Consider the following 23,283-nt stretch of genomic DNA (forward strand, 5'->3'; position numbering starts at 1 on the left):
GTGAAATAACCCTGCTTTCTGTCAAGTAGATTGCGGATCGCGCCGAGCTCCCAGCCCCAGCCCGAGCCCCCGCCCCGGACCCCAAAACCCCCAACCATTCACCCACAGTTCACCAAAACGTAGACACTTCGTCCATTTCTTCCTATACATTTGGAATCATCGTCCAAATTACTTCAGGAGATTGCATGGAACCCAGCATCGTGTTCGACTTCGACGGAACCCTCGCCCTCGGGCACGGGCCAGTGCGGGCATTCGCCCAGCAGGTGGCGCCGGCCACGGGCCAAGACGGGTTTCTTGAGCGGGTCGAGGCCGAGCTGAGCTCCTACGACGCGGGGCAGAGCGAGTACCGCGACGGCTACGACATCGTTGGTTCGATGGCGAAGGAGGCGGGGGCGAGCGACGAAGAGTTGCAGGCCGCCTACCTCGCGAGCCGCGACGTGCTCGGCAGCGCTGGGGCCGATGTCGATACGATGCCGGGCCTCGCAGCGTTTCTCACCGAGCTCGGTCGGGTAGCGCGACTCGTGCTCGCCACGAATGCACCAGAAGCCGGCATCGCCGAGTTGCTCGAGCGCTGGGGTGTGGCCGATCTCTTCGACGAGCGGCACTTCAACCTCGGCAAGCCCGCCGGGCTCGAAGGCCTCGTTGACCGGCTCATTGAGGGTGGCCCCGTGCTCTCGATCGGCGACATCGCCGTGAACGACCTCGTGCCCGCAGCGGCGCGCGGAGCCGCAACCGCCCTCGTCGGCGCGCGGTACGAGCACGCTCCGATTCCGGTGACGATGCAGGCGCCGTCGCTCAGCGAGCTGCGTGACGCCATCATCACCTGGGCGGCGCACCAGCCCGCCGAAAGCGCACCCGCGCAGCACCCCGCCCAAACCACACCCACCCAGCAACCCCCCAAAACTTGGGCCGCCCAGCAGCCCTCCCAAACCCCTGCGGCACCAGGCGCAGGCACCACCATCGAAAGGTAACCACTCATGCGTTCCACCCTCATTGCGGCGAGTGCTCTCACCGCCGCCACGCTCGCACTCGTCGGATGCTCGGCCGATACCGCCGACAAGGGCGACGCCCAGGCATCGGGCGACAAGGCTTGGCCCGAGTCGATCACCATCTCGCTCGTTCCCTCGGTCGAGGGCGAAGACCTCGCTGAGGCGCTCGATCCGCTCACCGGCTACCTCTCAGAGAACCTCGGCATCGAGGTGAACGGTGTCGTCGCGAACGATTACGCGGCGACGGTTGAGGCACTCGGCGCCGACCAGGCCCAGGTGATCATTAGTGACGCCGGTTCGCTGTACCACGCGATGCAGCAGTTCGACGCCGATCTCATTCTGCGCGATGTGCGCTTCGGCGCGACCTCGTACGCCTCGGTCGCCTACACGAACAACCCCGACAAGTACTGCGACGATGAGCCGGTCATGGGCACCTACGCGGCGAGCGGCATCGAGCTCTCGTTCTGCAACGGCATCGAAGAGGAGGGCTCTGAGCTCACGGGTCAGGGTGCTGCCTCGGTCGACGCGCTCAAGAAGATCACGTCAGACACGAAGGTTGCGCTGCAGGCCGCGACCTCGCCCGCCGGATACCAGTACCCCGTCGTCGCGATGCGCGACCTCGGCATGGACACCGACAAAGACTTCACGCAGGTTCCCGTCGAGGGCAACAACAACGCGGTGCTCGCCGTCTACAACGGCGACGCCGAGGTGAGCTTCGGCTACTGGGATGCCCGCACGACCGTCACCGAAGAGGCGCCAGACGTCGCCGAGAAGGTTGTCGCGTTCGCGTACACCGAGATGATTCCGAACGGTGGCGTGGCTGCGTCGAAAGACCTGCCATCAGACCTCGTCGAGCAACTCACGAAGCTCATGGACGACTACGCCGATTCGTCTGACGAGGCAGCCTCGGTCATGTTCGACCTCGTCGGCCTCTCAGACTGGACGAGCGAGACCGCAGAAGACGAGATCAGCCGCTACGGCGAGATTCTCGAACAGTTCGCGAACTAACCCTTCAGGAACCCACACCTATGCACAGTAATGCAACCCAGGGGGCGGCGGTTCAGGCGATGCCTGACACCGCCTCCTGGCGTATCGAGCTTGACCACGTTTCGGTCACCTATCCCAACGGCACCCGCGCCCTCAAAGACGTTTCGCTCGCTATCGAGCCGGGCGAGATCGTGTCTATCGTGGGGCTTTCTGGTTCGGGCAAATCGACGCTGATTCGCACGATTAATGGCCTCGTTCCCGTCACGAGCGGCAGCGTGACGGTCGGCCCGCACGAGATCTCGGCGCTTAAGGGCGCCTCGCTTCGCCGCGCGCGCGGCCACATCGGCATGATCTTTCAGGGCTTCAACCTCGCTGAGCGTGCGAACGTCTACCGCAACGTGCTCGTTGGCCGCTTCTCGCACACCCCGTCGTACCGCACCCTGCTCGGCATCGCCTCGGCGAAAGACCGCGAGATCGCCCTTCGCGCGCTCGACTCGGTTGGCATTCTCGAGAAGGTGTGGGCCCGCGCGGGAGCGCTCTCGGGAGGCCAGAAGCAGCGCGTCGCGATCGCGCGCGCCCTCGCCCAGGAGCCGGGCGTGATGCTCGCCGACGAGCCGGTCGCGAGCCTTGATCCGCCGACTGCGCACTCGGTCATGGCCGACCTGCAGCACATCAATGCCGAGAGCGGCCTCACGGTGCTCATCAACATTCACCTCATGGATCTCGCACGCGAGTACACGACCCGCATGATCGGGCTGCGCGACGGCGAGATCGTCTATGACGGGCCGAGCGCTGGCGCGACCGACGCCGACTTTGAGCAGATCTACGGCCGCCCGATTCAGCCGAAGGATCGCCTGGGAGCCGGTGCATGACCAAGCAGACGCGGGCCGCAGTGAGGGAGCAAGCGGCGGATCACGCGGCACCCGAGACCCCACACGATTTCGCGGCGCGGGAGCGCGAGCAGCGCGTGCCCAAGAAGCAGACGAGCCGGCTGCGCACGGCGCTCGTGATTGCCGCCTTCGTGGCGTTCACGGTCGCGACCTGTCTGCCGGCGATCGGCGGCATTGAGCTTGACCTCGCGGGTCTCGTGAAGAACTGGCGCAACGGTGTCGACAAGGTCGCGCAGCTCATGCAGCCGAACTTCGCGTTCTTGCCTCGCACGTGGGTGCCGATGCTTGAGACGCTGCAAATGGCGGTCGTGGGTGCGGTGCTCGCGGCGCTCGTGTCGGTTCCGCTGACGCTCTGGGCTGCCTCGCCGACCAACCCGAACGGGGTGACGCGGCGCATCGTGCGCACGCTCGTGAACGTTGTGCGTGCGGTTCCTGACCTCGTCTTTGCGATGGTGCTCGTCGCAATGGTCGGCGTCGGGGCTCTTCCGGGCGTCATTACGCTCTTTCTCTTCGACATCGGCATCATCGTGAAGCTCGTCTCTGAGGCGATCGACTCGGCCGATCACCGCTACATGGAGGCTGGCCGCGCCGCCGGCGGAACCCAGTTTCAGATCAACCGGGCCACCGCTCTGCCGCAAACCTGGCCGCTCTTCATGAACCAGTGGCTGTACACCCTCGAACTTAACGTGCGCATCTCGGCGATTCTCGGCATCGTGGGCGCCGGCGGCATCGGCCGGCTGCTCGATGAGCGCCGCGGCTTCTACGCCTACTCTGACGTGTCGGTCATCATTCTCGAGATTCTCGTTGTGGTCATCGCCATCGAGGTGCTCTCGAACGTGCTGCGAAGGAGGCTCGTATGACCCCCGCACCCCTCACGAAGCAGGGCCGCGGCACGGCAAGCCCCGCGTCCCTCGCCGTGCCGAAGCGCCCCTCTCGGCTCGGCGCAACCGTGTGGTCGCTCATCGCCGGCATCATCATTCTTGCCGCCGCGAGTGGCCTGCAGATCACGTGGAGCGACCTGCCGAAGCTGCCAGCCCAGGTCGGCAACTATCTCGAGCTCATGTTTGCCTCGCCCAACTGGGAGAAGCTGCCGCGCGCACTCATGGAGACGTGGCGGTCGATTTCAATGGCGTGGATCGGCGCGATTCTCTGCGTGGTCATTTCGATCCCGCTCGGCATGATCGCGGCGCGTGGCGTAGGCCCGTTCTGGCTGCGCACCTTCTTGCGGGGCCTCTTCGCGGTCATTCGCGCCGTGCCCGAGGTCATCATCGCCCTCATTCTGCTCACCGTCACGGGCCTCACCCCGCTCACGGGCGCCCTCGCGCTCGGCATCGCGGGCATCGGCACGCAGGCGAAGTGGGTGTACGAGACGATCGAGTCGGTTGAAGACGGGTCGAAAGAGGCGGTGCTCGCAGCAGGCGGAACGACCGCCGAGGTCACCCGCTGGGCCCTCTGGCCGGCGGCGGCCCCCGCGATTCTCTCGTTTGCGCTCTACCGGTTCGAGATCAACATTCGAACCTCGGCGGTGCTCGGCCTCGTCGGCGCCGGCGGCATCGGCAGCATGCTCTCGAACTACGCGAACTTCAGGCAGTGGGATACGGTCGGTATGCTACTCATCGTCGTGATCGTCGCGACAATGCTGATGGACGCGGTGTCGGGCAAGATCCGCCGTCGCATCATGGAGGGAGCCCCGGTTCGTGACCTGGCAAGGAGCAAGTGACTCACACCCGAGCGTGCGCATCGCGTCGCTCGCACCCTCGATGCAGCCGACCGAGCGTCGTGTTGCCCAGTGGATCGCGCAAGACCGTCAGGCGGCCGTCGAATGCTCGGCTCAAGACATCGCCGATCAGGTTGGTGTCGGGCGCACGACCGTCATTCGTGCGACCCGAACCCTGGGCTACGACGGGTTTCCGCAACTGCGAGTGGCCCTCGCCCAGGAGCTCGCGCTCGAAACGGTGGCCGACGACGCCGAGCCCTCTGACCAGACGAGGCTCGGCAAGCTGCGCCAATCGGTCGCGCAGTTCAGTGGCAGGCTCGGCGACTCGGTCGCGGCGCTGACCGCCGAGGGCGTCGACGCCTTTGTCGACGCCCTCGACACCGCCGACCGCGTGCTCGTCGTGGCAAATGGGCTCTCTGGTCCCCTCGCCCTCGACCTCGTGCTGCGGCTCAACGCGGCCGGCCGCCCCGCCGAATACTTCAGCGACGGCATGGCGCAGATGATCGCGGCCCGCCAGCTCGGCGAGGGCTCGACCTGCATCGTGCTCTCGGGGTCTGGCGCCAACCGTGCGACCCTCGACGTGATGGAAGCGGTGCGTGCGGGCGGCGCCCACCAGATCGTCATCACCTCGTTCGCGAAGTCGGCCGCCCACGACCTTGCCGATACGACCCTCGTGGTTCCGCCCGTGAAGGGTGGCTTTCACGACGAGCTCATGCACACCTCGCGTGCGGCCCTCATGCTCGTGACCGAGCTGCTCGTGCAGGCCTTCGTCGAGCACCGTGGCGAGCGCGGCCGCCAGGCGCGCCTCGCGGCCCTCTCGGTGCTGGCCGGCTCCCTGCAGGAGCCCCGCGGCGAGTAGCGGCGTGCCGGGTTTCGCCCGTCAAACCGTCAACCATTGCCTGATTTTAGGGCCGATTTGCGGGTTTTTCCCCTTTTCGGCGCCAAAATCAGGCAATAGTTGCCGAGCCAGGCCCAGACCCAGCCCCGCCACCACCCCGCGACAGGCGCGACGGCCACCAGATCGCGCGGCCGATGTCGGTCGCGAGGGCCGGCACGAGCAGCGAGCGCACGATGAAGGTGTCGAGCAGTACGCCGAACGCCACGATGAACGCGATCTGCACGAGAAACAGGATCGGGATCACCGACAGCGCCGCGAACGTCGCCGCGAGCACGAGGCCGGCCGAGGTGATGACGCCGCCCGTGATGGCGAGGCCGCGCGAGATGCCCTCGAGGGTTCCGTGGCGCAGCGATTCCTCGCGCACCCGGGTCATGAGGAAGATGTTGTAGTCGATGCCGAGCGCCACGAGAAACACGAAGCTGTAGAGCGGCACGGCGGGGTCGGCGCCGGGAAAGTCGAAGACGTGCTTGAACATCCAGCCGGCGACCCCGAGGGCGGTTCCGAATGAGAGTACGGTCGTCGCGATGAGGATGATGGGTGCGACGATCGACCGCAGCAGCATCATGAGAATCACGAGAATGACCGCGAGCACGATGGGAATGATGAGGGCGCGATCGTGGATCGAGGCATCGTTCGTATCAATCGCGGTCGCGGTGACGCCTCCCACGAGCGTCGCTTGGTCCAGCGCGTCGCCGGAGCCCGTGCTCCCGGAGCCAGCACCCCCGGAGTCAGCCTCAGCCCCACCCGAGGCCAGCGCCTCGCGCAGCTCCCGCACCGTCTGCTGCGCCGCATCTGAGTCGGCGGCGTCGGTGAGGGTGGCCTGCAGCAGCACGTCGCCGTGCGAGACCGTCGGGGCGGAGGGCTCGGTGCCGGGAGGTCCGAATGCCGTGATGCCGTCGGCGGTCACGGGGGCGGTGCCGCTCGGCGCGTCGAGGGCGACGACCGCGACCGAGTCGACGCCCGGGTTGTCGAGCAGGGTGTCAGCGGTCTGCTGCAGCGAGCCTGATGGGGTGACGACCATGGCGGGGCTGCCCGATCCGCCGGGAAAATGTTCGCCGAGGGCCGCTTGGCCATCGCGTGCCTCGCTCACGCCGAGCACGAGCTCTGATTGCGCGACGCCCGACGCGTCGAGGTGGGTCGCGCCGAAGAGCCCGGCGACGAGGGCGAGGGTCGTGACGATCCAGATGGGGCGGTGGTGGCTGCGGATCCACGCGGCGAGCCGGGCCCAGACACCGCGGGGCATACCGTGCTCTTCGGCAACGACCTCGGGTTCGTAGCGGGGGCGGCGGGGCCAGAACGCGGCACGGCCGAAGGCGAAGAGGATCGCGGGCAGCAGCGTGAGGGCCGCGAGCATCGAGAAGACGATGCCAACGGCGGCGACGGGGCCGAGTGAGCTGTTCGACTTGAGGCCTGAGAGCAGCAGGCAGAGGAGGCCTGCGATGACGGTACCGCCCGAGGCGAGAATGGGTTCGATCGAGCCGCGAATGGCGCGTATGGTGGCCTCGCCCTTGTCGCGCGTGAGGCGCAGCTGTTCGCGGTAGCGCGAGACGTAGAGCAGCGAGTAGTCGGTCGCGGCGCCGATGACGAGAATGAAGAGGATGCCCTGGGTTTGGCCCGAGAGCATGAACACGCCCCACTTCGCGAGCCACCAGTTGACGAGCAGCGCGACGGTGAGCGCCATCATGCTCGTTCCGAGCACGGCGACGGGCAGAAGGAGCGAGCGGTAGACGATGACGAGAATGATGAACACGGCGATGAGGGCGACGCCGAGCAGTAGCCCGTCGATGCCCGCGAACCCGTTGACGAGGTCGGCGGTGAAGCCGGCTGGGCCCGTGACCTGCACGGTGACGCCTGAGGGGGCCGCGTCGCGCAGGTGGTCGCCGAGCGCGTTGACGTGGTCGCTGAGGTTTTCGCCGCTGTCGAGCGGAACGAACGCCTGGGCCGCGAGCCCGTCTTCTGAGGGAATAAACGGCGAGATGTCGTCGCTCACGCCCTCGACCGAGCCGGGCAGCGAGTCGAGTGCGTCGGCGAGGGTCTCGAGTTCCGCGTCGCTGAACGCGGTGTCTTTCGTTGCGACCACGACGGCGGGAATCGCGTCGGAGTCGCGAAAGTCGGCGAGCCGCTCCTGCACGAGCGTTGCCTCGGCCGAGCTCGGCAGGTAGGTCGTCTGGTCGTTCGACGAGACCTCTGACACCTTGCCGAAGTAGGGGCCGCCGATGCCGCCAACGCCGACCCACACGATGATGAGTAGCGCGGGTACGAGCACTCGAAGTAGTCGTGCTGGTGCGGATCGGCGCTCGCCACGCCCCCGAGAGCGGCGCCCCGCACTCCCGTGCTCGGCGGGTGGCGCCTTGGCCACCTCTGTCGTTGCGCGCGTTTCGTTCTCGGTCACCGCTGCCTCCCGCTCGAATAGATTTAGCTAGCCAGGTTATCTAATAACCCTAGGTTGAAATATTCTATGCGTTAACATAGCACCATGTCGTCGCCAAGCCAAGGGGCGGGCCCGAACGAGCAACCCCGCATCAGCATCTACGACGTCGAGGCCAACGACCCCGACGGTCGGCTCGTCACGCGCGCCCACCTGAGCGAGAGCGACCTCACGCAGATCAGCGAGGTTATGGCGGCGATGGGCAGCCTGCGTGAGAGCGAGGACAAACTCTCGGAGGCCTCGCTCGCGTACATGAAGCTCGGCCGAACCGACATGCGGGCCCTGCACTTTCTCATCGTCATGGCCAATAAGGGCACGATCGTAACGCCCGGGGCAATTGCCGCTCACCTGCGCATCTCGACCGCGTCGACCACGAAGCTGCTCGACCGGCTTGAGCGTGGCGGGCACGTGACGAGGTCTATTCACCCGCTTGACCGCAGGGCCTTCGCCATCGAGATCACCGCCGAGACGCGCGAGGCCGCGATGCAGACGGTGGGGCGGCAGCACGCCAAGCGATTTGAGGCGGCTGCGCGGCTGAGCCCCGCGGAGCGAGAGGTCGTCACCCGCTTCTTGCTCGACACCGCACAGCAGCTCGATGTTTCGGGTGAGGGGTGGGCGCAAGGAGGCGCGGCATGAAACGTATCGTCATTGCGGGGGCCTCAGGGCTCATCGGCAGCGAACTGACCGAGCGGCTGCGGGCGCGCGGTGACGAGGTCGTGCGGCTCGTGCGCGGCAAAGCGGCCGGCCCGGGCGAAGCGGCATGGAGCCCCTCGCGAGGCGAGCTCGACCCGGCGGTGCTTGAGCGAGCCGACGCGGTGGTGTCGCTGAGCGGCGCGAGCGTGGGCAAGCTGCCGTGGAGCAAGCGCTACCGGCGCGAACTCTGGAACTCGCGCATCGACAGCACCCGCACGATCGTTACCGCGCTCGAGCGAGTGGAGGGGCCGAAGCCCGCCCTGCTCTCGGGCTCGGCGAGTGGCTTCTACGGGTCGCCTGGAGGGGGGGAGTGCACCGAGAGCGCGCCTGCCGGCGACACCTTCTTGGCGAGGCTCTGCGCCGCATGGGAGGCCGAGGCGATGCGCGCAGCCTCGTTCACCCGCGTCGCGACCCTGCGCACCTCGCCCGTCTTGCACCCGCTCGGTGTGCTGAAGCCCATGGTGCTGCTCACGAAGCTCGGCCTCGGCGGCCCGCTCGGCTCTGGCAGGCAGGTATGGCCGTGGATCTCGCTCAACGACGAGGTCGGCGCGATCACGCACATCATCGACCGGGGCATCGAGGGCCCCGTCAACCTGGCGGGCCCGACCCCCGCGACGAATGCCGAGATTGGCCGCGCGCTTGCGCGGAGTCTCGGCCGCCCGTTCTGGCTTCCGGCTCCCGAGTTCGCCCTTCGGGTCGCTCTTGGGCGTGACGCGACCGAGTCGCTGCTCACGGCCGATGCGACGGTCGTGCCAGAGGTGCTCATCGCGAGCGGCTACGAGTTCACGCACTGCACGCCAGAAGCGGCGATTGAGGCAGTGCTCGGGTGACCACGCTCGTCTGGTTTCGCGACGATCTGCGGGTGCACGATCACCCCGCGTTGCACGAGGCGATGCAGGCGGGCGAGGGCTCGCACGCCGTCGCGCTCTACGTGCTCGACGAGGTTTCGCCAGGGGTGAGGCCGCTTGGCGGTGCCGCTCGCTGGTGGCTGCACCACTCGCTCGAGCACCTCGCGGGCGAGCTTTCGGCGCTCGGCGTCGAGCTGCTCGTGCGCGAGGGGCCTGCGAACCGGGTCGTGCGGGAGGTTGTCGAGGCCACCGGCAGCAGTGCCGTGCTGTGGAACCGGCGGTATGGCGGCCCCGAGCGTGACATCGATGCCAGGCTCAAGCACGAACTGCGCGAGCGGGGCGTCGCGGCCCACTCGTTCTTTGCGAACCTGCTCATTGAGCCTTGGCACGTGGCCACGCAGGCCGGCACTCCGTACCGGGTGTACGGGGCGTTTCGTCGTGCGCTCGGCGAAAGGCTTCGCCCAGACCTGCCGCTCCCGGCGCCGTCATCCCAGCGAGGCGGCGACGCATCACCGCCAGCAAGCTCTCGGTCAACCTCGCTCGACGCCCTCCTCGCCGAGAACATCAGCGTGCTCGACCACGAACCGGCGTGGGCCGGGGGCCTCGCCCGCCGCTGGAGCCCCGGCACCGCCCACGCCCACGAGCGCCTGCGTGTCTTTCTCGAAGGCGGCCTCGAGGGCTACGCCGAGGGCCGTGACCTGCCGGCCAGCGATGCGACCTCGGGGCTCTCGCCGCACCTGCGTTTCGGCGAGCTGAGCCCTCGCGAGGTGTGGCACGCGACGCACGCCGCAGCCGCGCAGCAGGGGCTTGACCCCGAGAAGTTCCTCTCAGAAATCATCTGGCGCGAGTTCGCCTGGCACACCCTCTACGCGGCACCTGATCTCGCGACCACGAACCTTAACCCCCGCTACGAGGCCCTGGGGTGGATCACCGCCAGCGACGCCCAAACCGGCCCCGAGGCCGAGCTGCTTCAGGCCTGGCTCGAGGGCCGCACCGGCTTTGGGCTCGTCGATGCGGGCATGCGCGAGTTGTGGGCCACGGGAACGATGCACAACCGGGTGCGCATGACCGCAGCCTCGCTGCTCACGAAGAACCTCGGCATCGACTGGCGGGTGGGCGAGGCCTGGTTCTGGGATACGCTCGTCGACGCTGACCAGGCGAGCAACCCCTTCAACTGGCAGTGGGTCGCCGGCAGCGGCGCCGATGCGGCACCATACTTTCGGGTGTTTAACCCTGAGCGGCAGGCCGAACGCTTCGACCCCGACGGTGAGTACGTCGAGCGGTGGGCGCCGGACAGCCTGCTGATCCCGCCGATTGTCGACCTGCGCGAGAGCCGCCTTGCCGCTCTTGCGCGCTATGACGCGCTGCCCTGAGCCGCCGTTGTCGCCGCCGCGACGTGCACGAGTTCGGCCGCGAGACCCGTGAGGCGCTGCGGGCCCGCCCACACCGCCGTGAGCGGGCGGCGCACGCCCTCGCCCTCGTGAGCGATGCGCACGAGGGAGCCGTCGTCGAGGTGTCGCTGCAGGGCGAGCTCGCTGAGGGCCGCGGGCCCCGCGCCTGAGAGTGCGGCGACGCGCACGGCGGCGTTGCTGCCGAGCTCCTGCGCGATGGCGTGCTGTGGGTGGCCGGCGAACAGGGCCTCGAGGGCGTCGCGCGTGCCAGAGCCGGGCTCTCGCACGACGAGCGGGGTGCGGGCAAGGTCGGCGAGCGAGACAGCGCCGCCGTGGGTGGTGAGCTCGTGCCCCGGAGGCGCCGCAATGACGAGCTCGTCTTCGTGCACGACGTGGGTGTTCACGCGCACCGGAACCTCTGGCGTCTCGACGAAGCCGAGGTCGATGCGCCCCTGCTGCAGGTCGGCGAGCACGTCGCGTGAGTTCGCGACCTCGATGTGTAGCACCGCGCGGGGTGCTCGCCGCTTTACCTCGGCGATCCAGGCGGGAAGGAAGCTCTCGGCGATCGTCATGCTCGCGCCCACACGGCAGGTGCTTGGGCCGGCGTGATGGGTGTGGTCGATCCACTCGGTGAGCTCGCTCGCGCCGTCGACGAGCGTTCGGGCGCGGTCGGCGAGGGCGAGGCCGAGCGGGGTGGCGCGCGATCCGCGGGGGTGGCGAATGAGGAGCGGTGATCCGACGCGCGTTTCGAGCTCGGCGATCGCGCGGCTCGCGTTGGGCTGCGCCATGCCAACGGCGCGCGCGCCCGCGCCGAGGCTGCCGTGCTGCACGACGGCGACAAAGAGTTCGAGCACCTGCAGGTTGGGCCACGCTTGCTTCATATCAAAAGCATATGCCGCCATGCTGAATGGTGGGCTACCGGACGGTTTCGCCGCGCACAACAATGTGTGTCATGACCACCAACGCTCCCAGTCGCTCGCCTGAGCGCGCCGCCCGCCTTACCCGTTTCGTGCCCGGCCTCGCGCTCGCCGCTGGGGCCGCCGGCCTCTCGATGCTCGTGAGCGACCTACTGCAACGCGTGGGCGTGCCGAGCGTGAGCCCACTCATCATCGCGATCGTGCTCGGCATCGTGCTCACGAACGTCGTGGCCCTGCCAGAGGCCACGGGGCCGGGCATCACCTTCGCGGCAAAGAAACTGCTTCGCGCGGGCATCGTGCTGCTCGGTCTGCAGCTCGTCATGGGCGACATTCTCTCGCTCGGTGCGCCGATGCTCGTCGTCATCGTGGTCGTGGTCGCGGGCGGGGTCTTTGCGACGCTCGGCATGGGGCGGCTGCTCGGCATGAAACCGGCCCAGACCCTACTCATCGCGTGCGGCTTCTCGATTTGCGGGGCCGCGGCCGTTGCGGGCGTCGAGGGGGTCACCGATGCCGACGAAGAAGAGGTCGTGACGGCGGTCGCCCTCGTCGTGATTTTTGGTACCCTCATGATCGCGGTGATCCCCTTTCTCTCCTCGCTCTTCGGCCTCGGGCCCGAGCTCGCGGGCATGTGGGCCGGAGCCTCGATTCACGAGATCGCTCAGGTGGTCGCTGCGGGCGGACTCATCGGGGGTGGGGCGCTCGCCGTCGCCGTCGTCGTGAAGCTCGCGCGCGTGCTGCTGCTCGCCCCCATTGTCGCCGTGCTCAGCATCAGGCAGCGCCGCCTCGGAACGCTCGCTCCCGGCGCCAAACGCCCGCCTATCGTGCCGCTCTTCATCATCGGATTTCTCGCGATGGTCGCCCTGCGATCGAGCGGTTGGTTGCCAGAGGGCATCGTGCAGGCGGGCGGCATCGCCCAAACCGCGCTTCTCTCGGCCGCAATGTTCGGCCTCGGTTGCGGGGTCAAGGTGCGCTCGCTCATGAGCGTCGGCGCGAAGCCCTTCGTGCTCGCGACCGGCTCAACACTCGTCGTCGCGAGCCTCTCGCTCGCGGGCATTGTGCTCGTGCACTCCTGAGCCGCGGATCGGCGCGAGCTCGTCGCGAAAAATTACTCGCCGCGGCGTTCGTTCATCGCCTGCAGGTGCGCGGGCGTCGCCTTGACGACGTGCTCGGCATACTCGGGGTGCTTCGGCAGCCAGGCGACAACGTAGGGGCAGATGGGCACGATGAGGTGGCCCTGCGAGACGAAGTCGTCGACCACCTGGCGCACGAGCAATGAAGCGAGGCCCTGGCCGCCGTATTCTTCGCTCACGCCCGTGTGCACGAGCATGCGGTGAGTGCGGCCATCGACCTCGAGGTCGATGTAGCCCTCCTGGCCGACCTCGCGGTCGCCCTCGGCGGTATCAATGAGCGCGTAACGCTGCTCGTCGGGCAGGTGGCGTACAACAAAGTGATCGTGGCTCATGGCCCCTCCTGTTCACCGGTGACGTGGTGCCCCCAGGCTACGCGCCCTGGCTTGGAACACAAGGGGCAAAGTCAACGACCACTCGCGCGCCGCCCTCTGGCAGGAGGGTGAAGTCGAGCGTTCCGCCGTGCACGCGCACGATGTTGCGCACGATGCTGAGGCCGAGGCCCGCGCCCGCGTGATCGTCGCCCGTGCCGCGAACGCGCCCCGCGGCACGTTGAAAGGGCTCGAGTAGCACGTCGGCCGTGGCCCCGCTCACGGGCACCCCCGTGTTCACGACCGTGAGGCGAGCACCGTGAGGGGTGTCGGTGGTCATGACGGTGACGCTGCCGCCGCCACTCGGGCGGTTGTGCACGATGGCGTTGTGAACGAGGTTCAGCACGAGGGGTTGCAGAAGCGACTCGGCGCCGAGCACAAGCGCCTTTTCGCCCACAACCTCGAGCGAGATGCCCCGCTTCTCGGCGAGCGGCAGGAGGCTTTCGGTCGCTTCTTCGACGAGCAGCGACACGTCAACGGGTGAGGGGTTCGTGAGCCGGTGGCTCGACGAGTGCAGCAGGAGCAGCGCGTCGGCCAGATCGATTGCCCTCGTGTTGACGAGGTGCAGGCTCTCGAGCAGCGCTCGCAGGTCGGCATGCTCGTCTTCGCGCGCGACCTCGATCATGGTGCGGGTGATCGCGAGCGGCGTGCGCAGCTCGTGCGAGGCCGCCGCGGTGAAACGCTCTTGCTCGGCGACGTGCGTTTCAATCTCAGCGAGCATCTCGTCGAAGGTATCGGCGAGGTCGCGAAACTCGTCTCTTGGCCCGGGCATCGCGATGCGGTGCGTGAGCGATCCGCCGCTTGCAAGCTTCGCGGCCTCGGTGATCTGGGTGAGGGGCGCGAGCATGCGGCCCGCGAGCCACCAGCCGCCGATGAGGCCAAAAGCGATGATGCCGAGCGGCGCCCAGATGATTTTCGGGGCGAAGGCCCGCTCGAGGTCGGTGCGGTTGGGCACGTGCATGCCGTCGACAAAAATGGGGGCGTCGGGCACGTACCGCAAGAGAAAGAGCCACACGACCGCGAGGAGCAGCGCGCTCGCGATCGTGAGAAATCCCGCGTAGCTCAGGGTGAGCTTGACCCGCGCGCTCAGGCCGGGCCTGCGGGCCCCTCGCTTCTCGCTATGCACGGCCGGGCTCTCCCGTGTCGATGCGGTAGCCGACCCCCGCGACCGTCGCGATGGCCCAGGGCTCGCCGAGCCGTTTGCGCAGCGTCGAGACCGTGATGCGCACGGCGTTCGTGAAGGGGTCGGCATTCTCGTCCCACGCCCGCTCGAGCAACTGTTCGGCACTCACAACGCCGCCCGCCGCCTCGACGAGCACCTCGAGCACCGCGAACTGCTTGCGGGTGAGTGCGATGTAGCGCCCGTCACGGTACACCTCGCGGCGAAACGGGTCGAGCGTGATGCCCGCGATCTCGCGCACGGGAGGTTCGGCCCGGGAGCGCCTGCGGTCGAGCGCCCGAATGCGCATCACGAGCTCGCGAAACTCGAACGGCTTCGTGAGGAAATCGTCGGCGCCGAGTTCAAAGCCGCTCGCCTTGTCGTCGATGCGATTCGCCGCCGTGAGCATGATGATCGGGGTGCCGGTGCCGCCAGCGACAATGTGCTGGGCAACCTCGTCGCCAGAGGGCCCGGGAACGTCACGGTCGAGTACCGCCATGTCGTAGTCGTTGATGCTGAGCAGTTCGAGGGCGGTGTCGCCGTCACCGGCAATGTCGGCCGCGATCGCTTCGAGACGCAGCCCGTCTTTGATCGCCGCTGCGAGCAGGGGCTCATCTTCAAGAATCAGCACGCGCATACTGTGATCGTACACACCCGGGTGTATCGAAAACATATGCAAATTTCGATACGCCCTGGCAACGCGCCGCCTGGTGTTCTTGAGGCATGAACGCACAACGAAACAACACTCAGCACGACTACCGCCTGCGCAGGGCCGGCCTCATGGTCGTGCTCGCGGTCATCGCAACCCTCATCGCCATGCTCGCCGCCCACGGCATTCAGGCGGCCGCAGGCATGGTGCTCGCACCGTTTCGAGGAAGCGGCGACGCGGCCTTTACGAGCGCTGACGAGGCCGCGGGCGGCCCAGGGGTGACCTCGGGCGAAACGGGTGAGGTCGATGAGAACCGTCGCCCCTCGGTGTTTGACGAGCAGCACCCCGCGGTCGCGCACTTGGACCCGCAGCTACTCGCCGCGATCCAACATGCGGCGAGCGATGCGCGGGCCGAGGGCATCGAATTCTTCGTGAACTCGGGGTGGCGATCGGTCGGCCTGCAGGAACGCCTCATCGATGACGCGATTGCCACCTATGGCTCGCGAGAAGAGGCGCAGCGCTGGGTCGCCCCCGCCGAAACCTCGTCACACGTTTCTGGCCATGCCGTCGACATTGGCGACTTAGAGGCGACCTCCTGGTTGCAACGGGAGGGTGCCGCGTACGGCCTCTGCCAAACCTACGCGAATGAGGTGTGGCACTTCGAATTCGTGCCCGAAGCGGTCGCCGAGGGATGCCCTGAGCCGTACCGCGACCCGACCTATGATCCGCGGCTCTAATGCCCGCTTAGGCGAGTGAGAGAAAGAGCTTCTCGAGCTCTTGCGGGTCGGTGTTCTCGGCATTGTCGGGGTCGGCGATGCACTCTTGCAAGGCGCTCGAGATGACGAGGAAACCCGCGCGGTCGAGTGCCTTCGAGACGGCCGAGAGCTGCTGCACGACGTCGCGGCAGTGCGCGTCGTCTTCGACCGCCGTGATGACGGCGGCGAGCTGACCGTGGGCCCTGCGCAGTCGGTTGACGACCTTGCGCTTTGCGTCGGCATCGCGCGGCGATGCGGCGTTCGTGGTGCCGGCCTCGGTGGGGTGTGCTTCGGTCATGCTGTGGGCCTTTCTCGGGTTCGTGCTTGACACCGATCATACCCCAGGGGGTATAGTTGCTCAAGAATACCCCCGGGGGTATTTATTTTCGCGTCAAACCGACGACCCACGACAGGAGACGAATCATGTGTCGACCAGCAAAGTGCCGCACCTGCGGCAAGACCACCTGGGCAGGCTGCGGCCAGCACGTTGCGATGGTGAAGGCCACGGTGCCGAGCGGCGAATGGTGTGGCGGCAAGCACTCGCAGGCTGAGATGCAGGCGGCAAAAGAGGCCTCTGGCGGGGGCTTCTTTGCGCGGCTGTTTGGGCGCTAGGGGCGGGGTCACGCATGCTTCTCGAACGCATCTATGACGAAGATCTCGCGCAGGCGAGCTACCTCATCGGCTGCCAGGCACGGGGTGAGGCGATTGTCGTTGACGCCCGGCGCGACACCGAGGTGTACGAGCGCATTGCCTCGGCGAACGGCATGACCATTGTCGCCGTCACCGAGACGCACATTCACGCCGACTACCTCTCGGGCACTCGCGAGCTCGCGGCCAAGACGGGCGCCCGCGTGTACGTCTCTGACGAGGGCGGGCCCGACTGGTCCTACGGCGAGCGGTTCGACGGGGCCGTGCGTATGAAGCACGGGCACCGCATCGAGCTCGGCAACATCTCGCTTGAGGCGGTGCACACGCCGGGGCATACCCCAGAGCACCTCTCGTTTCTCGTGACCGACGGTGCGCAGTCGCCCGAGCCGGGGTTCATGCTCACGGGAGACTTCGTGTTCGTTGGCGACCTTGGCAGGCCCGACCTGCTCGACGAGGCCGCGGGCTTCACCGACACCCGCTTTGCGGGCGCGACCCAACTCTTCGAGAGCCTCAAGCGACACTTTGTGACGATGCCCGACTACGTGCAGGTGCTGCCGGGGCACGGCTCTGGCTCGGCCTGCGGCAAAGCCCTCGGCTCGATCGCCGCCACTACGGTGGGCTACGAGCGCAACTTTTCGTGGTGGGCCGAGTACCTGCGCGATGACGACGAGCAGGGCTTTGTCGCGGCGTTGCTCGACGGGCAGCCAGACGCCCACGCCTACTTTGAGCGCATGAAGAGGCAGAACAAGCTCGGCCCCGAGGTGATGGGCGAGCGGCCACCGCTTCGCGAGTACGCGGCCCGTGAGCTCGCGAAGCTCATCGAGCGCGACGAGGTGGTCGTGATTGACACCCGTCACCACACGGCCGTGCACGAGGGAACCCTCGCCGGGGCCCTCGCTGTGCCTGGCTCGGCGAAGGCCGCGAGCTACGGCGCCTGGGTCGTGAACCCAGAGGCCGAGCGGCGACCCCTCGTCGTGCTTGCCGAGTCGCGCGAGGCCGCCGAGCAGTTCGGCGACCATCTCGTTCGGGTGGGCATCGACACGCTCGCGGGCTTTGTCACCTCGTTCGAGGGGCTCCCGCTCGTGCGGCCGGCCGTGGTGAAGCCGGGTGAGGCCCGGGGGTTCCTGCTCGACGTGCGCAACAAGACCGAGTATGCGGCGGGCCACCTGCCGGGTGCCAAGCAGCTCTCGAGCGGAAGACTCCTGTGGCACCTCGACGAACTGCCAGCGCCCGAGGCCGGCCCCGTCGTGATGTACTGCCGCAGCGGGGTGCGAAGTGCGGTCGCGGCGAGCGGGCTTCGTCTCGCCGGCTACGACGTGGTCGAGGTCGAGGGTGGCTACATGGCATGGGCGGCGCTTCCCGGCAGTCAGCCACAACGCACTCCTGCACAGTAGCCAGCCCGGCTACTCGGCCGCGGCCTCCCGGTGGCCCCTCGCGCAGCGGGTCGCCGGGCCGTCGTTGGGTGGCACGGTGCCCGCGTTGAAGCGGTGCAGGGCGTCGCGCAAGACGAGCAGCTCGCTCGCGTTCCACCCTTCGAAGCGCTCGTGGTACGAGTGGGCCCAGCGGGTGCGCACCTCGGCCATGATCTCTTCTGACTCTGCCGTGCCGGTGAGCAGCTGCACGCGGCGGTCGTCGGGTGCGGGCCGCGCCTCGACGAGGTTGAACTCGCGCAGCCTGGCGATTTGCCTGCTCACGAGCGCCTTGTCCATGTCGAGTACCTGGCTGATGCCCGTGGCGGTGACGGGTCCCTTGCGCAAGATGAACTGCAGCACCATGAGCCCGCCGCCGCTCAGCTCGGGGTGCACCGTCTCGGCGTACCGCGACCAATTGGTGCGCGCCGAGGCGAACACCTCAGAGAACTCGCTGATGATGTCGGTGATGTATGCAGCGATGCTTCCCTCAGGGTGTTCGTGGCGCGGTGCGTGCTGTTCTTCGTGCATGGTGGTACCTAGGCGGTCGGTGTCTCGCTCGAACCACGGCGGTGGCTCGTCGGAAGGGTGATGGGGCCCGTCGGGTCAATCATGACACGATCGGCTGCGCGTTCTTGCAGGTGTGCCGCGGGGCCTCCCGCCGCCTCTTCGGCCTCGAGCTCGGCCATGCGTTCGGCGTTGCTCTTCGTGCTGAGCGGAATGTTCGGCAGGAAGATAATCGCGATGAGCGCGACGACCGCAATCGGCGAGGCGACCAAGAAGATATTGCCGATCGCGTGCCCGTAGGCCGATTCGACGACATCGCGGATCGGGCCAGGCAAGTCGGCAATCTTTGGCACGTGGCCGCCCGCGAGAGCCTCGGCCCCGGCGCGCTGCTTGAGGGGCAACTTCTCGATGCCCTCGGCGATGTAGTCGGCGACCTGCGAGGCGAGCATGGCGCCCATGACCGAGATGCCGGCGGTGCCGCCGATGGTGCGAAAGAAGGTGACGCCCGATGAGGCAACGCCCATCTCGGTCGGCTCAACGGTGTTTTGCACGACGAGCACGAGGTTTTGCATCGTCATACCCACACCGGTGCCCATGATGGCCATCGAGATGCCGACGTACCAGTATTCGGTGTCGTAGCGCAGCTGGCCCATCATGATCATGCCGACGATGAGGGCGAGTGCGCCCGCGACGAGGTAGCGCTTCCACTTGCCCGTGCGGGTGATTATCTGGCCCACGATGGTTGAAGCGATGAGCACGCCCGCCATCATGGGCAGCGTGAGCAGGCTCGACTCGATGACCGAGCGGCCGCGCGCGAGCTGCATGTACTGGCCGAGAAACACGGCGGTGCCCATCATGGCGAGGCCAACGGCGATCGAGGCGATCGAGGCCATGGTGAAGGTGCGGTTGAGAAAGAGCGTCATGGGAATGAGCGGCTCTTCGACCTTGAGTTCGATGAACACGGCGATGACGAGGGCCGCGATGCCGCCGCCCACCATTGCCGCGGTCTCCCATGACCACCAGTCGAAGTTCTGGCCCGCGAGGGTTACCCAAATGAGCAGGCTCGAGAAGCCGAGCGAGATGAACGCGGTGCCCCAGTAGTCAATCGTGATTTTCTGCTTGCGCACGGGCAGGTGCAGGGTGCGCTGCAGCATGATGATCGCGACGATCGCGATGGGGGCAGCGACGTAGAAGTTCCAGCGCCAGCCGACGGTGTCGGTGAGCAGGCCGCCGAGCAGCGGGCCGCCCACGGTCGCGACGGCCATGATGGCGCCGAGAATGCCCATGTATTTGCCGCGCTCAAGGGGGCTGACGATTTCGGCGAGCACGATCTGGCCGAGTGCGCCGAGGCCGCCGACGCCGATGCCCTGGAAGATGCGGCAGGTGATGAGCCAGGTTGGGTCTTGCGCGAAGCCAGCGAGGGCTGAGGCGAGAATGAAGACGATGAGGGCGATTTGTAGCAGCGCCTTCTTGCTCGTGAGGTCGGCGAGCTTGCCCCATACCGGGGTCGAGATGGCGCTCGCGAGCATGGTCGCGGTGACGACCCAGGTGAAGGCGGCCTGGGTGCCGCCGATGTCGGCGATGATGATGGGCATCGAGGTGCCCACGACATTCATGGCGAGCATCGAGACAAAGTTCGCGAGAAAGAGGCCTGCAAGCGCCATGTTTTTGGCGCGGCCGGTGAGCACCCCTGGTTGTGTGCTCGATTGGGGGGTTTGAGACATTCGGGTCTTTCAGACGTTGTGAGCGGTGTATTGCGCGCGTCAGGGTGAGGTGGCCCGGGAGCACTCGATATCTCGGTATCGGGCTGGCCGTGAGCTGGCTTCGAAGCGGGCCGCGTGAAGAACCAGAGCCCTGGCACGCAATGGTTGACGAACATCAACTGTATTGCAATGGTTGATGATAGTCAACTACATTCAGCATTTTTTCACCGTGTCACCATTCGGCCAGCGAGTATTCACGTTTTGGCTACCTTTCGGTAGGCCTGAGGTGTGGGTTCGCGGGGTACTCTCACAGCATGAACCAGACGCCACCGCTTCACGTGCAGCTGTATGAGGAGATGATTCGACGCATCAGAACGGGCGAGTGGCGTGCCGGTGACAAGGTGCCGAGCGAGAAGTCGCTCACTGAAGAGTTCGGCACGTCGCGAGGCCCCGTGCGCCAGGCCTTTGCCGCGCTTCGGGCCGAGGGCATGATCATTGGCGGCAGGGGAGCGCCGCCCAGGGTGCAGCACACGGCGCCCGCGCAGTCGTTCGACACCTTCATGTCGTTCACCGAGTGGGCGAGGCACCTGGGCTACGATCCGGGCCAGCGGCTGCTGCACTTAGATACCATTCAGGCGACCGAAGCGCAGGCGCGTGAGCTGCAGGTGCTGCCTGACGCGCCACTCGTGCAGGTCATTCGGTTGCGCCTGCTCGACGAGCGCCCTGCGATGCTCGAGCGCTCGCTCTACCCCTACGAGTCGGGCAAAGACCTGCTGGGCGCCGACCTGCACAACAATACGATTTACCAGACCCTCGGGGCGTTCGGCTGGGCTCCGGTTCGCGCCCGCCACGTCATTGACGCGATCGCGGCGCCGGCCCTCGAGGCTGAGCAACTACAGGTATCGCTCGGCACGCCGCTGCTTCGCGTGCGCCGCCTCGCGTACGACGAGCACGGCACCGTGCTCGAGACCGCCGACGATCGCTACCTGCCGAGCATGTCGTCGTTCGTGGTCGAGAACACCGCGGCCACGCACCGAGGCCCCTTCCGTTCGCAGGGCCTCGGTGTCTCGCCGGCGTTCTCGCCAAAACCCACCCTCGTGGGCCGCTAGACCGCGCGAGCGCGGCGAGCGGGGCGGCTACCGCTCGTGTTGCGTGGGAACGGGCGCCTGGGGGTCGCGCTTGCCGCGCATGGCGACCGAGACCCCGACGATGAGCAGCAGCGCACCGAGGCCGAGCACGGTGAGCGCGATCCACAATCCTGTCTGCACGATGTCGGGAAAGAGCGTGCGCTGCGTGACCCACGCGCAAAAGGCGAGCATGAGCGTGCCCCAGACGATGGGGCCGCTGCGGGGCCGCGACTTGGCGGGCTGCTGCGGCGCTGGTGCCGGTGGCTGTGGCGCGGCTGGCGGCGGAGGCGTGACGCCCGCCTGCTCGCTCCCCGGCTGCGGATCGAACGCGTTCGTCTCAAGCGGCATTGTCTCGAAGCCTTCGGTTTCGAGGGGCTGCTGATCGTCGTTGGGAGTGGTATTCATCGCGTGATCTCCAAGGGTTTCAGGCTGCGTTCTGAGCTCGACGGGGTGATCGAGGCGTCTCCCGCCCCGACCGTCACGGTCACGTTCACCGGGGTGCCCGGGGTGTCGCCGTTCACGAGAAAGGTGCGGTGGGCGAAGAGGCCCGAGTCGCGGGTTACCTCGCGGGCCGAGCCCTGCGCGCGGGGCTGCAGCTCGGTGATCTTGCCAGCGCCAACCCTGACGGTCAGCTCGATCGGGCGGGTGCGGGGCAGGTCGACCGTCACGTTGCCGATGGCCTGTGTGATCGTGAACTCCTTGGTGTTCGGCTCTGAGTCGAGGTCGCCGAGATCGACGTTGGTGGTGCCGATCGCGGCGACGACGCCGGTCGATTCGACGCCCACGTCCTGCGTGCCGATGAAGAAGTAGCGTGACCCCCACGGCAGAACTGCGATCACGAGCAGCGACGCGACGCCGAGAAACCCGAGAAAGCCGATACCGCCCGTGTGCTTGCCGCGCACGCCTGCGATAATGATCGAGATGGCGAGCGTCACGGTTGCGGCGATGATCGCGATGAGGAGCGCGCCAGAACCTTCCCACGGAAGCGGCGGATTCGGCACGGCATTGCCCGTTGCAACCCACAGGAGGGCGCCGCCAGAAGCGAGCAGCATCATCGCGAGGGTGATGATCTTTTGCCCGGTGGGCATGCGGGTTTTCTCGTAGTGCTCGGCGTACTGGCTGCTCCAGGTGCCGGTCGTGTCAGCGACCGTCTGGCCCCACTCGGTGGCCTTCGACGATACCTTCTGGCCGAACTCGCCGGCCTGCGCCGAGACGGTGTTGCCGAGGGTGCGCATGCTCTCTTCAAACGAGGGCTCGGTACTGTGAGGCTCCTGGCCTTGGGTGTGCCCGGCAGGCGGGGCCTCGTGAAAGGCTGCGCTCTGGTGCGCACTTGGCTCGGCACCTGGCTGAGCGCCTGGCTGAGCGCCCGGCTGGGAGCCCGACTGCGCCGGAGCGCCGCCCTGAGCCGTGGCGTCGTATCCCGGCGTTCCGGCCGGTGGCTGCGCCGTCCCGCGGGCCTTGCCGTGCCGCACGATGAGGCGCTGAACGACGATAATCGCGACCACGGTGAAGGCGATCCAGAAGAGCACCGTGAAGGTGACGCTGATCCAGTGCGGCACGCCTGCGACGCGCCAGAGGTCCCAGTGCGAGAAGGGTGAGACGCCCCCGAAGAGCCCGATGACAAGCCACACGACGAGAATGACCGCCGCGATCGTTACACCGGGCGTTGATCGCCCCCGCAACAGCTCCTCAACGTGAATCTTGCCGCGCACGTCGGGCAAGAAGAGCCAGCCGATGATGTAGAGCAGAATGCCCGGGCCGCCGAGCACCGCGAGCACGACGAACACGGCACGAATAACGAGCGGATCGACGCGAGCTCGTCGCGCAATACCCGAGGCGACACCCGCGAGCCAGCGGTTGTTGGGGTCGCGCACGACGCCCAAGCCTCGGACCCACGGGAAGAACCCGCCGGGGTTGCCGGGCGCTTCGGGCCCTGGCTGCTGAGATGATGATTCGTTCATGCTTCTACCTTGCCGCGGGTGGGTGCGGCCCCGCCATCGGGGTTTGCCCTGAACGAACCCCGAGAGACCCCCTGCGGTGTTCCCCTGAACGCCCGGCAGGTGCTTGGAT

24 protein-coding genes are annotated in these 23,283 nt (G+C 67.3%); 14 read left to right on the forward strand and 10 right to left on the reverse strand.

The annotated features are described in order from the left end of the window. The first annotated feature begins 185 nt into the window (after positions 1–185). The 6 genes from JSO19_RS07560 to JSO19_RS07585 are packed head-to-tail and all read left to right on the forward strand — an operon-like array spanning position 186 to position 5,442. Positions 186–971 (forward strand): HAD family hydrolase, encoded by a 786-nt coding sequence (locus JSO19_RS07560; protein WP_270910786.1) that lies wholly within the window; start codon positions 186–188, stop codon positions 969–971. Positions 972–977: 6 nt separating this feature from the next. Next, entirely contained in the window at positions 978–1,997 is a 1,020-nt protein-coding gene (locus JSO19_RS07565; protein WP_270910788.1) for a phosphate/phosphite/phosphonate ABC transporter substrate-binding protein, read from the forward strand. 20 nt (positions 1,998–2,017) lie between these two features. Further along, the gene (phnC, locus tag JSO19_RS07570; RefSeq protein WP_217133332.1) at positions 2,018–2,848 is read left to right on the forward strand and encodes a phosphonate ABC transporter ATP-binding protein; all 831 of its coding nucleotides are present in this window, start codon (positions 2,018–2,020) and stop codon (positions 2,846–2,848) included. After that, positions 2,845–3,726: a phosphonate ABC transporter, permease protein PhnE gene (phnE, locus tag JSO19_RS07575; RefSeq protein ID WP_270910791.1), complete on the forward strand. Its 882-nt coding sequence runs from the start codon at positions 2,845–2,847 to the stop codon at positions 3,724–3,726. The genes phnC and phnE (JSO19_RS07575) overlap by 4 nt, the downstream gene beginning before the upstream one ends. Beyond that, positions 3,723–4,586, forward strand: a complete 864-nt coding sequence (gene phnE / locus JSO19_RS07580) for a phosphonate ABC transporter, permease protein PhnE (RefSeq protein ID WP_270910792.1) — start codon at positions 3,723–3,725, stop codon at positions 4,584–4,586. The genes phnE (JSO19_RS07575) and phnE (JSO19_RS07580) overlap by 4 nt, the downstream gene beginning before the upstream one ends. Beyond that, positions 4,564–5,442, forward strand: coding sequence for a MurR/RpiR family transcriptional regulator (locus JSO19_RS07585; protein ID WP_270910793.1), 879 nt, complete (start codon positions 4,564–4,566; stop codon positions 5,440–5,442). Before phnE (JSO19_RS07580) ends, JSO19_RS07585 begins: the two co-directional genes overlap by 23 nt. 88 nt (positions 5,443–5,530) lie before the next feature. Here the strand turns inward: JSO19_RS07585 and JSO19_RS07590 are convergent, their stop codons facing one another. Further along, entirely contained in the window at positions 5,531–7,747 is a 2,217-nt protein-coding gene (locus tag JSO19_RS07590; RefSeq protein ID WP_270912116.1) for an MMPL family transporter, read from the reverse strand. A 210-nt stretch (positions 7,748–7,957) separates the two neighbouring features. Here JSO19_RS07590 and JSO19_RS07595 point away from each other — a divergent pair, with 210 nt between their 5' ends. From JSO19_RS07595 to JSO19_RS07605, 3 genes are read left to right on the forward strand one after another with little or no spacing between them, the layout of a single operon-like run. Further along, entirely contained in the window at positions 7,958–8,545 is a 588-nt protein-coding gene (locus tag JSO19_RS07595) for a MarR family winged helix-turn-helix transcriptional regulator (protein ID WP_270910794.1), read from the forward strand. Next, entirely contained in the window at positions 8,542–9,432 is an 891-nt protein-coding gene (locus tag JSO19_RS07600; protein ID WP_270910795.1) for a TIGR01777 family oxidoreductase, read from the forward strand. The genes JSO19_RS07595 and JSO19_RS07600 overlap by 4 nt, the downstream gene beginning before the upstream one ends. Further along, complete coding sequence (locus tag JSO19_RS07605; protein ID WP_270910797.1) at positions 9,429–10,823, forward strand: cryptochrome/photolyase family protein; 1,395 nt, start codon at positions 9,429–9,431, stop codon at positions 10,821–10,823. Before JSO19_RS07600 ends, JSO19_RS07605 begins: the two co-directional genes overlap by 4 nt. Here the strand turns inward: JSO19_RS07605 and JSO19_RS07610 are convergent. After that, positions 10,805–11,722, reverse strand: a complete 918-nt coding sequence (locus JSO19_RS07610; protein WP_270910799.1) for a LysR family transcriptional regulator — start codon at positions 11,720–11,722, stop codon at positions 10,805–10,807. The genes JSO19_RS07605 and JSO19_RS07610 overlap by 19 nt on opposite strands. A 71-nt stretch (positions 11,723–11,793) precedes the next feature. Between JSO19_RS07610 and JSO19_RS07615 the strand changes: the two genes are divergently transcribed. Then, positions 11,794–12,831 (forward strand): YeiH family protein, encoded by a 1,038-nt coding sequence (locus JSO19_RS07615; protein WP_270910800.1) that lies wholly within the window; start codon positions 11,794–11,796, stop codon positions 12,829–12,831. 32 nt (positions 12,832–12,863) lie between these two features. Here the strand turns inward: JSO19_RS07615 and JSO19_RS07620 are convergent, their stop codons facing one another. The 3 genes from JSO19_RS07620 to JSO19_RS07630 are packed head-to-tail and all read right to left on the reverse strand — an operon-like array spanning position 12,864 to position 15,052. Further along, positions 12,864–13,220, reverse strand: a complete 357-nt coding sequence (locus JSO19_RS07620) for a GNAT family N-acetyltransferase (protein ID WP_270910802.1) — start codon at positions 13,218–13,220, stop codon at positions 12,864–12,866. 37 nt (positions 13,221–13,257) lie between these two features. Then, positions 13,258–14,382, reverse strand: a complete 1,125-nt coding sequence (locus JSO19_RS07625) for a sensor histidine kinase (protein ID WP_270910804.1) — start codon at positions 14,380–14,382, stop codon at positions 13,258–13,260. Continuing rightward, entirely contained in the window at positions 14,375–15,052 is a 678-nt protein-coding gene (locus JSO19_RS07630) for a response regulator transcription factor (RefSeq protein ID WP_270910806.1), read from the reverse strand. The genes JSO19_RS07625 and JSO19_RS07630 overlap by 8 nt, the downstream gene beginning before the upstream one ends. Positions 15,053–15,138: 86 nt before the next feature. Between JSO19_RS07630 and JSO19_RS07635 the strand changes: the two genes are divergently transcribed. Continuing rightward, positions 15,139–15,801, forward strand: a complete 663-nt coding sequence (locus tag JSO19_RS07635) for a M15 family metallopeptidase (protein WP_270910808.1) — start codon at positions 15,139–15,141, stop codon at positions 15,799–15,801. A 7-nt stretch (positions 15,802–15,808) separates the two neighbouring features. Here the strand turns inward: JSO19_RS07635 and JSO19_RS07640 are convergent, their stop codons facing one another. After that, the gene (locus tag JSO19_RS07640; RefSeq protein ID WP_217133357.1) at positions 15,809–16,117 is read right to left on the reverse strand and encodes a metal-sensitive transcriptional regulator; all 309 of its coding nucleotides are present in this window, start codon (positions 16,115–16,117) and stop codon (positions 15,809–15,811) included. Positions 16,118–16,242: 125 nt separating this feature from the next. Here JSO19_RS07640 and JSO19_RS07645 point away from each other — a divergent pair, with 125 nt between their 5' ends. Together JSO19_RS07645 and JSO19_RS07650 are read left to right on the forward strand one after the other, a co-directional pair. Continuing rightward, the gene (locus tag JSO19_RS07645; protein WP_270910812.1) at positions 16,243–16,431 is read left to right on the forward strand and encodes a hypothetical protein; all 189 of its coding nucleotides are present in this window, start codon (positions 16,243–16,245) and stop codon (positions 16,429–16,431) included. 14 nt (positions 16,432–16,445) lie between these two features. Further along, positions 16,446–17,861 (forward strand): MBL fold metallo-hydrolase, encoded by a 1,416-nt coding sequence (locus JSO19_RS07650; RefSeq protein WP_270910813.1) that lies wholly within the window; start codon positions 16,446–16,448, stop codon positions 17,859–17,861. 9 nt (positions 17,862–17,870) lie between these two features. On the opposite strand, the gene JSO19_RS07655 is transcribed toward JSO19_RS07650, so the two are convergent. Further along, complete coding sequence (locus JSO19_RS07655; RefSeq protein WP_270910815.1) at positions 17,871–18,407, reverse strand: MarR family winged helix-turn-helix transcriptional regulator; 537 nt, start codon at positions 18,405–18,407, stop codon at positions 17,871–17,873. An 8-nt stretch (positions 18,408–18,415) separates the two neighbouring features. Next, positions 18,416–20,107 (reverse strand): DHA2 family efflux MFS transporter permease subunit, encoded by a 1,692-nt coding sequence (locus JSO19_RS07660; protein ID WP_270910817.1) that lies wholly within the window; start codon positions 20,105–20,107, stop codon positions 18,416–18,418. A gap of 293 nt (positions 20,108–20,400) precedes the next feature. Between JSO19_RS07660 and JSO19_RS07665 the strand changes: the two genes are divergently transcribed. After that, positions 20,401–21,195, forward strand: coding sequence for a GntR family transcriptional regulator (locus tag JSO19_RS07665; RefSeq protein WP_217133367.1), 795 nt, complete (start codon positions 20,401–20,403; stop codon positions 21,193–21,195). 27 nt (positions 21,196–21,222) lie between these two features. Here JSO19_RS07665 and JSO19_RS07670 read toward each other — a convergent pair whose 3' ends face one another. Then, a complete protein-coding gene (locus JSO19_RS07670; RefSeq protein ID WP_270910820.1) occupies positions 21,223–21,618 on the reverse strand; it encodes a hypothetical protein in 396 nt (131 codons plus the stop codon). Further along, positions 21,615–23,174 carry a PspC domain-containing protein gene (locus tag JSO19_RS07675; protein WP_270910822.1) on the reverse strand — a complete coding sequence of 520 codons (1,560 nt, stop codon included), beginning with the start codon at positions 23,172–23,174 and terminating at the stop codon, positions 21,615–21,617. The genes JSO19_RS07670 and JSO19_RS07675 overlap by 4 nt, the downstream gene beginning before the upstream one ends. Positions 23,175–23,283 lie beyond the last annotated feature (109 nt).

It is taken from the genome of Leucobacter sp. UCMA 4100 (assembly GCF_027853335.1).
Lineage (GTDB): Bacteria > Actinomycetota > Actinomycetes > Actinomycetales > Microbacteriaceae > Leucobacter_A.